General features: G+C 60.6%; 13 protein-coding genes and 1 pseudogene. 9 read left to right on the plus strand and 5 right to left on the minus strand.

Going from position 1 to position 12,394, the window contains the following annotated elements; genetic code table 11:
* The first annotated feature begins 119 nt into the window (after nucleotides 1–119).
* The 7 genes from AC1D2R_RS02025 to AC1D2R_RS02055 all read left to right on the plus strand — a co-directional run bounded on the left by AC1D2R_RS02025 (nucleotide 120) and on the right by AC1D2R_RS02055 (nucleotide 6,970).
* Nucleotides 120–1,145, plus strand: a complete 1,026-nt coding sequence (locus AC1D2R_RS02025; RefSeq protein WP_477964233.1) for a substrate-binding domain-containing protein — start codon at nucleotides 120–122, stop codon at nucleotides 1,143–1,145.
* Between the two features lie 155 nt (nucleotides 1,146–1,300).
* A complete protein-coding gene (locus AC1D2R_RS02030; RefSeq protein WP_477964235.1) occupies nucleotides 1,301–2,365 on the plus strand; it encodes an ABC transporter permease in 1,065 nt (354 codons plus the stop codon).
* Nucleotides 2,366–2,367: 2 nt separating this feature from the next.
* On the plus strand, nucleotides 2,368–3,150 hold the full coding sequence (locus AC1D2R_RS02035; RefSeq protein ID WP_477964237.1) for an ATP-binding cassette domain-containing protein: 783 nt from the start codon (nucleotides 2,368–2,370) through the stop codon (nucleotides 3,148–3,150).
* Complete coding sequence (locus AC1D2R_RS02040; RefSeq protein WP_477964239.1) at nucleotides 3,147–3,773, plus strand: nucleoside triphosphate hydrolase; 627 nt, start codon at nucleotides 3,147–3,149, stop codon at nucleotides 3,771–3,773. The genes AC1D2R_RS02035 and AC1D2R_RS02040 overlap by 4 nt, the downstream gene beginning before the upstream one ends.
* Before the next feature lie 64 nt (nucleotides 3,774–3,837).
* Entirely contained in the window at nucleotides 3,838–4,878 is a 1,041-nt protein-coding gene (gene pyrC / locus AC1D2R_RS02045) for a dihydroorotase (protein ID WP_477964241.1), read from the plus strand.
* A gap of 187 nt (nucleotides 4,879–5,065) precedes the next feature.
* Nucleotides 5,066–6,244: a GGDEF domain-containing protein gene (locus AC1D2R_RS02050; protein WP_477964243.1), complete on the plus strand. Its 1,179-nt coding sequence runs from the start codon at nucleotides 5,066–5,068 to the stop codon at nucleotides 6,242–6,244.
* Nucleotides 6,245–6,433: 189 nt separating this feature from the next.
* Complete coding sequence (locus AC1D2R_RS02055) at nucleotides 6,434–6,970, plus strand: glyoxalase superfamily protein (RefSeq protein ID WP_477964245.1); 537 nt, start codon at nucleotides 6,434–6,436, stop codon at nucleotides 6,968–6,970.
* A gap of 37 nt (nucleotides 6,971–7,007) precedes the next feature.
* Here AC1D2R_RS02055 and AC1D2R_RS02060 read toward each other — a convergent pair whose 3' ends face one another.
* Together AC1D2R_RS02060 and AC1D2R_RS02065 are read right to left on the minus strand one after the other, a co-directional pair.
* The gene (locus tag AC1D2R_RS02060) at nucleotides 7,008–7,490 is read right to left on the minus strand and encodes an anthrone oxygenase family protein (protein ID WP_477964247.1); all 483 of its coding nucleotides are present in this window, start codon (nucleotides 7,488–7,490) and stop codon (nucleotides 7,008–7,010) included.
* Nucleotides 7,487–8,317: a Rossmann-fold NAD(P)-binding domain-containing protein gene (locus tag AC1D2R_RS02065; protein ID WP_477964249.1), complete on the minus strand. Its 831-nt coding sequence runs from the start codon at nucleotides 8,315–8,317 to the stop codon at nucleotides 7,487–7,489. Before AC1D2R_RS02065 ends, AC1D2R_RS02060 begins: the two co-directional genes overlap by 4 nt.
* Nucleotides 8,318–8,415: 98 nt before the next feature.
* Here AC1D2R_RS02065 and AC1D2R_RS02070 point away from each other — a divergent pair, with 98 nt between their 5' ends.
* On the plus strand, nucleotides 8,416–9,075 hold the full coding sequence (locus AC1D2R_RS02070; RefSeq protein ID WP_477964251.1) for a TetR/AcrR family transcriptional regulator: 660 nt from the start codon (nucleotides 8,416–8,418) through the stop codon (nucleotides 9,073–9,075).
* On the opposite strand, the pseudogene AC1D2R_RS02075 reads toward AC1D2R_RS02070, so the two are convergent.
* From AC1D2R_RS02075 to AC1D2R_RS02085, 3 genes and pseudogenes are all read right to left on the minus strand, one after another.
* Nucleotides 8,980–9,548, minus strand: a pseudogene (locus tag AC1D2R_RS02075) (GGDEF domain-containing protein). The gene AC1D2R_RS02070 and the pseudogene AC1D2R_RS02075 overlap by 96 nt on opposite strands.
* On the minus strand, nucleotides 9,545–9,802 hold the full coding sequence (locus tag AC1D2R_RS02080; protein WP_477964253.1) for a hypothetical protein: 258 nt from the start codon (nucleotides 9,800–9,802) through the stop codon (nucleotides 9,545–9,547). The pseudogene AC1D2R_RS02075 and the gene AC1D2R_RS02080 overlap by 4 nt, the downstream one beginning before the upstream one ends.
* A 319-nt stretch (nucleotides 9,803–10,121) precedes the next feature.
* Nucleotides 10,122–11,414 carry an MgtC/SapB family protein gene (locus AC1D2R_RS02085; RefSeq protein ID WP_477964255.1) on the minus strand — a complete coding sequence of 431 codons (1,293 nt, stop codon included), beginning with the start codon at nucleotides 11,412–11,414 and terminating at the stop codon, nucleotides 10,122–10,124.
* A gap of 238 nt (nucleotides 11,415–11,652) precedes the next feature.
* Between AC1D2R_RS02085 and AC1D2R_RS02090 the strand changes: the two genes are divergently transcribed.
* Complete coding sequence (locus tag AC1D2R_RS02090) at nucleotides 11,653–12,342, plus strand: orotate phosphoribosyltransferase (protein ID WP_477964257.1); 690 nt, start codon at nucleotides 11,653–11,655, stop codon at nucleotides 12,340–12,342.
* Nucleotides 12,343–12,394 lie beyond the last annotated feature (52 nt).

Consider the following 12,394-nt stretch of genomic DNA (forward strand, 5'->3'; position numbering starts at 1 on the left):
AGGACTGTCAACGGCAGGAAACGGCTCGGAGAGGCCATCGGCGAATCCGAATGCTGACCTCCGTGTCAGTCAATTCCGGCTTGTCATGGGGCAGGCCGGCTACACTCTGGGAGGAGTAAATGAAGAAATCCGTACTTTCTGCAGCGCTCGGCGCGCTGGCGCTCGGTGTCGCCTTCTCGGCTCCGGCAATGGCCGCGGACGTATCCGCCTGCCTCATCACCAAGACCGATACGAACCCCTTCTTCGTCAAGATGAAGGAAGGTGCGACGGCCAAGGCGAAGGAACTCGGCGTCACGCTGAAGTCGTATGCCGGCAAGATCGACGGCGATAGCGAAAGTCAGGTTGCGGCCATCGAAAGCTGCATCGCCGACGGTGCGAAGGGTATCCTGATCACGGCATCCGATACCAAGGGCATCGTGCCGACGGTCAAGAAGGCGCGCGACGCCGGCGTGCTCGTCATCGCGCTCGACACGCCGCTTGATCCGGCCGATGCCGCCGATGCGACGTTTGCCACGGACAATCTGCTCGCCGGCAAGCTGATCGGTCAGTGGGCCAAGGAAACGATGGGCGACAAGGCAAAGGATGCCAAGATCGGCTTTCTTGATCTGACGCCGTCCCAGCCGACAGTCGACGTTTTGCGCGACCAGGGCTTCATGATCGGCTTTGGCATCGACCCCAAGGACCCGAACAAGATCGGTGACGAGGACGATGCGCGCATCGTCGGCCATGACGTGACGAACGGCAACGAGGAAGGCGGCCGCAAGGCCATGGAGAATCTTCTCCAGAAGGATCCGAGCATCAATGTCATCCACACGATCAACGAGCCGGCTGCCGTTGGTGCCTATCAGGCGCTGAAGGCCGTTGGCATGGAAAAGAACGTGCTGATCGTTTCTGTTGACGGCGGTTGCCCGGGCGTTAAGTCGGTGACCGAAGGTGTCATCGGCGCGACCTCGCAGCAATACCCGCTGATGATGGCCGCTCTCGGCGTCGAGGCGATCAAGAAGTTCGCCGACAGCGGTGAGAAGCCCAAGCCCACCGAAGGCAAGTCCTTCTTCGATACCGGGGTCTCGCTCGTCACCGACAAGCCGGTTTCCGGCGTCGAGTCGATCGACACCAAGGTAGGTACCGACAAGTGCTGGGGCTAAGCCTCGCGATTTAACCAGAAGACCGGCCGGGGCTTGATCCCCGGCCGTTTTCGACGGACGATGAGCCGTTACCTGACGAACCGGCGTGCGAAGACCGGAATGAGATCGGCAGTGGCTTCCGCGCGCGGTTCGGCGCGAAAGCGGAGGAGGAAAAAGTGACCGGAGCACAGGAATTCGAACGGGTCCTTGATGGCAGCGACAAGAGCGTTGCGTCATTCGAGCACCAGAAAGTCTCACTTTTGAAGCGGGCGCAGCATTTCCTGCATTCGACACCGGCGGCCGTGCCGCTGATCGTGCTGGTGCTGGCTATCATCATTTTCGGGCTCGCGATCGGGGGACGGTTCTTTTCGTCCTACACGCTGACGCTCATCCTGCAGCAGATCGCCATCGTAGGCATTCTCGGCGCAGCACAGACGCTCGTCATCCTAACCGCCGGCATCGACCTCTCGATCGGCGTGATCATGGTCATCTCCGCTGTCATCATGGGCAATGTCGCGGTCACCTACGGAATACCGACTCCGCTCGCAGTGCTTGTCGGTTTGGTCGTCGGCGGCCTCTGCGGTCTTCTCAACGGCTTTCTCGTCGCCTACATGCGGCTGCCGCCGTTCATTGTGACGCTCGGCACCTGGAATATCGTCATGGCGACGAACTTCATCTACTCGGCAAACGAGACGATCCGCGACACCGACGTCGATGCGCAGGCGCCGCTGCTGCATTTGTTCGCGTTCAGCTTCAAGGTCGGAAGCGCCGTCCTGACACTCGGCGTCATCGCCATGGTGTTGCTGGTGTTGGTGCTGTGGTACATCCTCAATCACACGGCCTGGGGCAGGCACGTCTATGCGGTCGGCGACGACCCGGAAGCCGCAAAGCTCTCGGGCATCCAGACCAAGAAGGTGCTGCTGACCGTCTATGCGATCTCTGGCGTCATCGCCGCCTTTGCCGCCTGGGTGTCGATCGGCCGCAACGGCTCGATTTCACCCTCCTCCGCAGTGACCGACTACAACCTTCAGGCCATCACTGCGACTGTGATCGGCGGTATCTCGCTCTTCGGCGGCCGCGGTTCCATCCTCGGCACGCTATTCGGCGCGATGATCGTCGGCGTCGTATCGATGGGCCTCAATATGCTGGGGGCGGATCCGCAGTGGAAGGTCCTGCTGACCGGCGTGCTCATCATCGCCGCAGTCGCAATCGACCAGTGGATCAGAAAGGTGTCGGTGTAACAATGGCAAGCGAACCCATTCTCTTTGCGCGCGGTCTGGTCAAGCGCTACGGACGCGTCACGGCGCTGGATAACGCGGACTTCGACCTGTATCCCGGCGAAATCCTGGCTGTCATTGGCGACAATGGTGCCGGCAAGTCATCGCTGATCAAGGCAATATCGGGCGCGGTCACGCCGGATGAAGGCGAGATCAGGCTTGAGGGCAAGCAGGTCAACTTCCGCTCCCCGATGGAAGCGCGCGACGCGGGCATCGAGACCGTTTACCAGAATCTCGCACTGTCTCCGGCACTCTCGATCGCAGACAACATGTTCCTCGGTCGCGAGATCAGGAAGCCCGGCATGCTAGGCAGCGTGTTCCGGATGTTGGATCGGCCGGAAATGGAAAATCGAGCCAGAACGAAGCTGTCCGAACTCGGTCTGATGACCATCCAGAACATCAACCAGGCGGTCGAAACCCTTTCCGGCGGCCAACGTCAGGGTGTGGCGGTCGCTCGCGCTGCCGCGTTCGGCTCCAAGGTCATCATCCTCGATGAACCGACAGCCGCTCTCGGTGTGAAGGAAAGCCGCAAGGTTCTGGAACTGATCCTCGACGTGCGCTCGCGCGGCATTCCGATCGTGCTGATTTCGCACAACATGCCGCACGTCTTCGAAGTGGCGGATCGCATCCACATCCATCGGCTCGGACGCCGCCTGACGGTCATCGATCCGAAGGAATATACGATGTCGGATGCCGTCGCATTCATGACTGGCGCGAAGGCAGCGCCCACGGAGACGGTTGCTGCATGAGCGAGAGTATAAGGGAAATCGCCGGCGCGATTGTCACCCGCGCCGGCGATGCGAAGCGCTTCCTGGTGGCGATTGCCGGTCCGCCCGGTTCCGGCAAGTCTACCATGGCCGACAATCTCGCCGACGCTTTGAGGGCGAGCGGCCAGACCGCCGAAGTGCTGCCGATGGACGGCTTTCACATGGACAACGCCATCCTGATCGAGCGCGGCATGCTGGCGCGCAAGGGCATTCCGGAAAGCTTCGACGTGCGCGGCTTTCTGGATATCATCCGTGCCGTGCAGCTTGCGGACCAGGAAGTGCTGGTCCCGGTTTTCGACCGTGCGCGCGAAATCGCCATCGCGTCGGCCCGGGCGGTTTCGCCGGATCACCGCTTCATCATCGTCGAGGGAAACTATCTGCTCTTCAATCTTGGTAAGTGGGCCGAACTGGACGGTGTGTTCGACTACTCGATCATGCTCGCGCCGCCGATCGAGGTGCTAGAAGAGCGCCTGTGGGCGCGCTGGCGGGGCTACAAGCTGACCGAAGAGGCCGCGAGCGCCAAAGTTTACGGCAACGATCTTCCGAACGGGCGATTGATCCTCAGCAACCGCCGCCCAGCCGATGTGACGCTGAACATCGCTTAGCGATTGTTTTTGCCGCGCGGTTGGTGGTATCGACACCCGGAATACATCGCCCCGGAGGCCCGTCATGCAATCGATCACCATCCGCCGCCCAGATGACTGGCACCTGCACCTGCGTGACGGCGCTATGCTGGAGGGGGTCATCGGCGACACCAGCCGTGATTTCGCCCGCGCCATCATCATGCCGAACCTTGTCCCGCCTGTCGTTACCACGGCGGATGCGGAGGCCTATCGGTCGCGCATCACGGCTACGCTGCCGACAGGCGATCGGTTCCAGCCCCTGATGACGCTCTACCTGACCGAGCACACCGATCCCGACGATGTCGAGGCAGGAAAGAAAAGCGGGTTGATCACCGCGGTCAAGCTCTATCCGGCCGGCGCTACCACCAATTCGCATGGCGGCGTTCGCGATATCGAAAAGGCAATGCCGGTGCTGGAGCGTATGGCGAAAATCGGTCTTCCGCTCTGCGTTCATGGCGAGGTCACGACGCCCGAGGTCGATATCTTCGACCGGGAAGCGGTCTTCATCGAGACGGTTCTCGATCCGATGCGCAAGCGCCTGCCGGAGTTGAAGGTGACGATGGAGCATGTAACCACCAGCGACGGCATCGACTACATCAAGTCGGCCAAAGCCAACCTCGCCGGTTCGATCACCACGCATCACCTGATCATCAACCGCAACGTCATTCTCGTCGGCGGCATCCGTCCCCACTATTATTGCCTGCCGGTTGCCAAGCGCGAGAACCACCGGCTGGCCCTGCGTGCCGCAGCTACCAGTGGCGATCCCCGTTTCTTCCTCGGGACGGATTCTGCCCCGCATGTCGATCCGCTGAAGGAATGCGCCTGCGGCTGCGCCGGCATCTACACGTCGATCAACACAATGAGCTGCCTGGCCCATGTCTTCGAGCAGGATGGCGCGCTCGACAAGCTTGAAGCCTTCGTCTCCCTGAATGGGCCGGCCTGGTACGACCTTCCTGTCAACGAAGAGACAGTAACGCTAGTCAAACGAACAGATCCCGTGTCGTTTCCGGCCAGGATTGAAACAGGAGCGGGTTCCGTAACTGTTTTCGATCCAATGTTTCCGCTGCATTGGGATGTTGACCGCTAAATAATATCCTTGGATTTACAATTTATATTGTCGTGTCAACTTGACGCGGCACGGCACCATCGTCGTTACAGTTTATTTTGCTTCGAAGAAGTCATTTTTAACAAAACCGGTAAGACATTCCTCATACCCCGGCAGCTAGGCTGTGAGCCGATTGAGGGCTGCGGCAGAAGCCGCTGGGTATTGAAGCATGACGCTTGATTATAATTCCCTTTTGATCGCACTTGCGGTTTCGGCAGGTTGCCTTGCAGCAACCCTGTTCGGCAGCTGGTTCGGGCGTCGCACCGAGACCTTCCTGCTTAGCTGCGCTTTCGCACTGCTGCTGATAGTGGGCGGCATCATCGTTTATGGTTTGTACGTCGAGACGCCGGCTAGATGGCTCGGTGTTGTGGCCTATGTTCTTTTCCATTCGGGCTTTGCCATGGGGTGGGGCGCGGGATACCAGTTTCGCACCGGTCGCTTCCCGGTCCGGGTGACGGTAGTCTGCGCCATATCAGCCGTATTGCTCTCCGTTCCGCCGATGATCGCCGGCTACGATGGCGCTGCCTTCATCGCTGAAAATGGGCTGATTGCCGCCGTCCTTTTTGCTATTGCCTATCAATATTGGCTGGCGCGAGACGAGGCGCCTGCGCCGCTTACTGCAATTGTCTTTCTCTACTCCCTCACGGCCGTGTCCTTCGTGCTCTGCGCGGCAGTTCTGCTCGCCGGCGGCAAGCTTGTTCTAGGCGCAGCGCCGAGGAACTGGGCCGAGGACCTCAGCATCGCCATATGCATCGCCAGCATGACCGGTATCGGAGCCCTTACACTAGCGCTGCATCAGTGGCGTATCGCTGCCCGGCATCGGCTGGATGCGATAACCGACCCGCTCACCGGTCTTCTCAATCGCCGCGCCCTGTTCGACCGCTATGGCGCTGGCACGATGGACACAACAACCGCGATTGTGGTTTTCGACATCGACCATTTTAAAACGGTCAACGACACTTATGGGCACGGCGTCGGCGACCATGTGCTGAAAGTCTTTGCCGCGATTCTGGAGGCGAGCTGCAGAACCGGCGACACAGCCGCGCGGCTCGGCGGCGAGGAGTTTGCGCTGGTGCTGAGGGAAGTGATGCCGGGACGAGCGGAAGGGGTGGCGGAACGCATACGAAGAGCCTTGGAGGACTATGAGACACGCCTCGACGGGATCGTCGTACGATGCACAGTCAGTGCTGGCGTCGCGGTGGGACGACCGATCCCGACGCATTTCGACGCGATGTTGAGTGCTGCTGACAAGGCCCTCTACGCGGCCAAACGTACCGGCCGCAATCGTGTCGAGCTGTCCGGCCATCTCCACGCCGTCCAGGCCGAGACGGTGCGAACGGGCTCTTGATCGAACGCCTTGACTCCCATAAGGTCGGCATCGGCCGGATGCGGCCAGCCGCCCCGCGGCGCGAAAGCGCGATGGTGAATGCATCCAGATACATCCTTCACATCCCTTGCCGTTTGGCGATTGATGGCGAACGGGTCAGCAGACGCGGGCACTGATCGTCCCGTTTGCCGCCAACGGAAGGAATGTACCATGCGCGATTTTCGCGACGCCAAACTCATGGCGAAAACGCTGCGGCAGGCTCTCGCCGGGCGCGACATTGACCTCACCCACAGCGAAACCCTTGAGATCGTCGCCCGCCAGTTCGGCTTCGATCACTGGAATATCCTCTCGGCGAAGCTCGACGAGGAAGAGCCGGTGCCGCCATCAATCGCCATTCAGCCTCCGATCCCGATCTTCCGGATCTTCGACGTAGACAAGGCCAAGGAGTTCTATTGCGGCTTTCTCGGCTTCGCGCTCGACTGGGAGCATCGCTTCGGGGATCATTTTCCCCTCTATTGCCAGGTCTCTCGCAGCGGCATGTTGTTGCATCTGAGCGAGCATTCGGGTGACGCGAGCCCAGGTGCCAGAGCCTTTGTGCCTGTGACGGGGATACGCGTCTTTCAGGCCGAGCTTGCCGCAAAGCAGTACCGCTACATGAAGCCCGGCATCCGGGAAGCGCCCTGGGGGCTCGAGATGGAGGTCATCGATCCGTTCAACAACCGCGTGACCTTCTGCCAACGGCCGTGAACGCATGGGGTGGGACCGTTTGTCACCCGTCTTTTCGTCAGAGGATCGTCAGCGCACGCACAAAGGCGACGGAAGCGAGAAGCGAGGCGATCGTGCGAACATGATTCCACCAAGTCCAATCCTTCAGATAGGTCGCCCAGATTGCGGCCGCTTCGGGGCCGTTGCCGCTGACTCTCGCAAGTGCATCGTTCATCGGTACGTTGAAGATGATCGTCGAAGCGAATGACCCGAACAGGTAGAGTGCGGCGCCTGTGAGCATCCGGACGCTGGTGCCTTCGCGCCAGTCCAGGAAGGCAAGTCCGGCGATCACGAGACACAGGATCGCCGTCGGAACGAAGAGCAGCATGAAGGGCGACCGCACGATCGTCACGTTGATCGAGTTCATTGCCGCAATGCCCTGTTCGGGAGGGATGCGCGAAAACGCCGTCATCACAAAGGTCGAAAAAGCGAAGAAGATTCCGGCAACGAGGCCGCTGCCGATTGCGGCCGCTATGAGTGCGATAATGAGAACGAAGGTCATGGTCGCGCCCTCCAGACGCCCGCGGCTGCGGCTTCGCCAGCGTAAAGGCCGAAGTCCCTGGCTGGGCGGCCAAGAACCTCCGCAACGCCGTTCATGACATGCGAGTTGCGGCCATCGAGCACCTGGCTGAAGAGCTCGTCGAGCACGTCGATTGTTTCCTGCGGCAGACCAGCTGCGGCTAGACCGATCTTGAAATCGGCGATCAAAATCTGCCGGTAGGCAATTGTCCTGTCGGATGCTTTGGCGATCTCGTCGACAGCCTCCCCGAATGTGATTGAGCGAGGGCCGGTCAGCTCGTAGGTTTTTCCGACATGACGTTGATCGGTCAAGGCCGCAACAGCGGCGTCGGCAATATCGTCGGCATCGATGAACGGTTCCTTCACCTCGCCTACCGGGAGGGCAAGCTCCCCGGCCGCGATCGATTCCGCAAAGGCGCCTTCGCTGAAGTTCTGGCAGAACCAGGAGGCGCGCAGGATCGTGTAACCGATACCGGATGCCATCAGGGACTCTTCGCTGCGTTGCGCTCCTTCCTCGCCGCGACCGGACAGCAGCACGATGTGCCGCAGCCCACTGTCGAGTGCTGTGCCGGCAAGGGCGTCGATAGCCTCCGCCGCCCATCCGACTGCAATGTCTGGCTGAAACGTGACATAGGCGCTGGTACCCCCGGCGAGCGCACCGCGCCATGTTGACCGGTCCTGCCAGTCGAATGGAAGGCTGCTGGAGCGCGACACGAAGCGATGCCGGATGCCGCGCGCCTCCAGCCGCACTGCGACGCGGTTGCCGGTCTTTCCGGCGCCGCCGACAAGGATGATTTCGGGATTCTGCATCTGAGTACTCTCCCTGTGTCAAAATAAGAGAAAATCTCTCATTTGCAAAATGAGATAAACCCTCTTATTCTTGCCGTCAACTTAAAAAGGAGCGGCAAATGCCGGGGCGGGTCGCAGATCGTCGAAAAAAACAAGCGGATGCGACCGGTCAGCCGCGGCGGATCCCGAAGCAGCAACGCGGCCGCGACCGCTTCGAGAAGATTCTCTCGGTCGCAACGGAGCTCATTGAGAAGAATGGCAGTGACGCGCTGAAGATGAGCGAGATCGTCGAGAGAGCCGAATTGTCATTCGGTGCGCTCTATCAGTATTTCCCGGACAAGAGCTCGATCATCCGCACGCTGGCAGAGCGGTTCAACGAGCAGGGCAGGCGCTGCGTTGAGGCAGAGCTGGCCAACGTGGCGAGCGCCGAGATGTTGCGGCAGGCGCTCGGCAGCATCGTCGATCAGTATTATCACTTCTTCCGCAGTGAGCCTGTCATGCGTGACATCTGGCATGCAACACAGGCCGACAGGCTGCTGCAGCAGGTGGATGCCGAGGACATGGAATTCCACTCCCAAAGGCTGTTCGAGGTGCTGGTTAGGCTCTGGCCGCAGCCTATGCCGCAGGAGTTGCTGGCGATCGCCCGGCTGACAATGCAGCTGCTTGCCGCTGCCGTGCGATATTCAATTTCGCTCGGCGAGGAAGACGGACAGGCAGCAATCGCACTCTACAAGAAAATGCTGCCCGTCGACATCGGTCACCTCATGGCTGCGCCGTGATGCGCGCGCCCTAGCGTCCGAGTGGAGGGCATTGCGGCCTCTGTTCTTGGCGGAATAAAGCCTCCGGTCGGCGGCCGTGAGCATCGACTTCAAAGTTTCACTGGCGGCATCGCCGCTGAAGACACCGAAGCTGGCCGTCACGCGACCGGCAGGCAAAGGGCCGATGGTCTTTGCCTCCAGCTGTTTGCGCAGCCGATCGGCAATGGCAACGGCGCCGTCAACGTCGGTGCGCGGCAGAATTCTTTGCCGCCTATTCTTGCTGCGATGTCGTAGGGGCGAAGATTGTGTTGGATCGCTGCTCCGGCCGTCATCAGAACATGGTCGCCGACATCGTGGCCGAACTCGTCGTTGATCGATTTGAAGTGGTCGAGATCGAACACCACGACCGAGATTGGCATACGCTCGCGCGCCGCGCGGGCGATCTCCAGGGAACCGATATCTTTCAACCAGCGGCGATTGCCGAGACCGGTCAAACATCTGTCGTCGCTTGTCGCCGGAGTTGGGACAGCGTGGCATCGAGTTCGGTGATCAGCACGGAAATCCCGTTGGTCACCACGCCGACCTCGTCCTTGCGTGTGCTGCGAAGGGGTTTGACCGCTCCAGTGGAGCGATAGGCTTCGACCACGTCTGCGACCGCATGCAGCGGCTTGATCAGCGCCCATACAGCGGCAAGGCAGAATGCCGTTCCGGAAATTGTCGCGGTGAGCACCGTCAGCAGCACCGGCATGGCCTCGCTTCTGAAGCCGGTGACGAGATATAGGACCAAGGCCAGAAGTGGAACGTGCGTCGAGACAAAGCAGATCGAGAAGATCCTGAAGGTAAGCGAGGTGTTGAACTTCCGAAAAACCTTGGCGGTGTCTGGCCCATAGCGGCCTCCTTCGTGGTTTCTTTAGCGCCGCGAAAATGGTCGGGGACCCGTCACGCCAATCTAAAGTCAATCATTCGAATTTGAACGGTTTTCTCGATAGGAACCCGCAAGAGCGCCCACAATCATTGAGGGGCAATGTATTCCGCCGTTCGCGCGGAAGGCGATCGCGGCAAGCAACCTATCCCCGCAAGAAGGCAAAGTAGGACAGGTAACCGATTGCCCCGAGCGCGGCGGAGATGGCAGACGCTTGCGCAAGTGCAAGTCCGTATCCTCCACTGCCTGCGGTGAGCCCCAGCGCCACCTTGGTCACCATGTTGACGGCGACGGCGAGCAGAATGGCGCCGGCAGCGGTCGTCAAGTCTATCGTGGTGCCGGCAAGCTGTGCTGTCGACAATGTAATCGCGTCTACATCCACCAGGCCGGAGATCGCCGCCACCGCGAAAAGTGCCGAGGCTCCCAGGTAGGTGATCGCGGCTTTCGATAGCAGGCTGATGAGCCCGAGCAGAAGTGCGAAGGAAAGGACCGTCTGTATTTCGAAGGGGTTCTTCAACGCGATCTCTGGCACATCCGTTGAGGGCCCGGGCACATCTGTTGATGACCGGGGACGAGATACCCAGAGAAAGCCTAAAACGAGACATCCGGCAATGGCCGGCACAAGGCCCGCGGTCAGCGGGATGAGCAGACCCGGCGCCAATGCGCTGCCAATGACGATCACGCGCGCGAAAGACAGGGCGCCGGCAATGGCCGCTCCGGCTGCCAGGTGGCGTGACCCCTGCGGTGCCTCTCTGGAGTATCGCGCAAAGGAAAGCGTCAGCGCGGTCGATGAGACGAGACCGCCTGCGGCACCAGCGAGCAATACGCCGCGGTTCGTGCCCATCAGCCTGATGGCAACGTAGCCGGCAAAAGAGAGTGCCGCGATCGTGATGGTCAACAGCCAGAGCGAAAAGGGATTGATTGCTCCCCAAGGGTCGAGCGTATTGTCCGGCAACAGCGGCAGCACGACCACCGTCATGGCGAGCAGCATAAGGGCCGAGCGCAATTCCGGCCAGGTCAGCCACTGGACGAATCCGTGCAGGCTGTGTCGCGCAGCCAGAACCACCGTCATTGCCACGGCGCCCGCAGCAGCCGTGATAACATCGCCGACGGCGGCAAGGACGCCGAGCGCAAAGACCAAGAGTGCCGCGACGATCGACGTCACGCCGTAGTCTTTGTCTTCCTCCGCTTCGCGCCACTTGCCGGCGATGTAGACGGCGCCGACGAGCGCGGCGATCGTCGCCGGCAAGAACGGGCCCGTCACGGGCTGCAGCGTCCCGACGACTCCGCCGAGAAAGCCGGTCAGGCCGAAAGTCCTGATGCCGGCCGTGCGGCCGCCATCCCGGATATCGCGTTCCTGCCACCCCCGCTCGACGCCGACGAGCAGGCCTATTGCGAGCGCCACACCGAGGCGATGGAAGACGTTTATATGATCCATTCCGTCACGATATCCCCGCCGTGCTGCCACGCAAGTCCAACGGTTTGAAAAAGCTTAAAGATTTTCTCGCTGAACACTGGCGAGCCGCCGATCGGCGAATATTCCTCGGGCCGAAGCCGGAGCGGCGGCGCGTTGCTGCTATGTTTTTGCCCGCATTCTCGCTTCATCCCTCTCGCCGTTCTGGAATCTTTCTGCACTTGCTGCTATTGGCCCATAAATTTGACCAATGGAGAGAGCGATGATCCAGACGACATTCACCGGCCGTGCAGTCATGGCAGAACTGGTGGCGAAGATGCTCTGGGAGATCAAGGCAGTGCATTTCAATGCCGCGCAGCCCTACAAGTTTGCCTCCGGCATGGCGAGCCCGGTCTATATCGATTGCCGTAGGCTTCTCTCCTTCCCGCGCATCCGTTCCACTGTCATGGATTTCGCGGCAAGCGTCGTGCTCAGCGATGCGGGCTTCGAACAGTTCGATTGCATCGCCGGCGGCGAAACGGCCGGCATTCCCTTCGCAGCTCTTCTTTCCGATCGCCTCAGCCTGCCGATGATTTATGTCCGCAAGCAGCCGAAGGGCCACGGCCGTAATGCGCAGATCGAGGGCAACATGCCGGAGGGTTCGCGCGTTCTCGTCATCGAGGACCTGACGACGGCGGGCGGCAGCATGTTCAAGTTCATCGATGCGATCCGCGCCGCCGGCGGTGTCGTCGACCACGGTATCGCGCTCTTCTACTACGGTATATTCGATGAAGGCGCGCTTCGGTTTGCCGATGGTAAGGTAAAGCTGCACTACATCGCCACGTGGCGCGACGTGCTCGCTGTTGCCAAGGCGCAGAAGCTGTTCGACGAGAATACGCTGAACGAGGTCGAGTCTTTCCTCGATGCGCCGCTCGCCTGGTCGGGTCGCAACGGCGGCATTACATCGCTGTGACAGCGAATGCGTGACGAGGCGCTTTGCTTTTGCCACGAAATTATTTAATCGA

The organism is Rhizobium sp. P1_C7 (assembly GCF_056406295.1).

What these genes read in the sequence shown, in the direction of transcription:
- pyrC (WP_477964241.1), top strand. Translation starts at nt 3,838, where the DNA reads ATGCAATCGATCACCATCCGCCGCCCAGATGACTGGCACCTGCACCTG.
- AC1D2R_RS02035 (WP_477964237.1), top strand. Translation starts at nt 2,368, where the DNA reads ATGGCAAGCGAACCCATTCTCTTTGCGCGCGGTCTGGTCAAGCGCTAC.
- AC1D2R_RS02060 (WP_477964247.1), bottom strand. Translation starts at nt 7,490, where the DNA reads ATGACCTTCGTTCTCATTATCGCACTCATAGCGGCCGCAATCGGCAGC.
- AC1D2R_RS02070 (WP_477964251.1), top strand. Translation starts at nt 8,416, where the DNA reads ATGCCGGGGCGGGTCGCAGATCGTCGAAAAAAACAAGCGGATGCGACC.
- AC1D2R_RS02085 (WP_477964255.1), bottom strand. Translation starts at nt 11,414, where the DNA reads ATGGATCATATAAACGTCTTCCATCGCCTCGGTGTGGCGCTCGCAATA.
- AC1D2R_RS02050 (WP_477964243.1), top strand. Translation starts at nt 5,066, where the DNA reads ATGACGCTTGATTATAATTCCCTTTTGATCGCACTTGCGGTTTCGGCA.
- AC1D2R_RS02080 (WP_477964253.1), bottom strand. Translation starts at nt 9,802, where the DNA reads ATGCCGGTGCTGCTGACGGTGCTCACCGCGACAATTTCCGGAACGGCA.
- AC1D2R_RS02025 (WP_477964233.1), top strand. Translation starts at nt 120, where the DNA reads ATGAAGAAATCCGTACTTTCTGCAGCGCTCGGCGCGCTGGCGCTCGGT.
- AC1D2R_RS02065 (WP_477964249.1), bottom strand. Translation starts at nt 8,317, where the DNA reads ATGCAGAATCCCGAAATCATCCTTGTCGGCGGCGCCGGAAAGACCGGC.
- AC1D2R_RS02055 (WP_477964245.1), top strand. Translation starts at nt 6,434, where the DNA reads ATGCGCGATTTTCGCGACGCCAAACTCATGGCGAAAACGCTGCGGCAG.
- AC1D2R_RS02090 (WP_477964257.1), top strand. Translation starts at nt 11,653, where the DNA reads ATGATCCAGACGACATTCACCGGCCGTGCAGTCATGGCAGAACTGGTG.
- AC1D2R_RS02040 (WP_477964239.1), top strand. Translation starts at nt 3,147, where the DNA reads ATGAGCGAGAGTATAAGGGAAATCGCCGGCGCGATTGTCACCCGCGCC.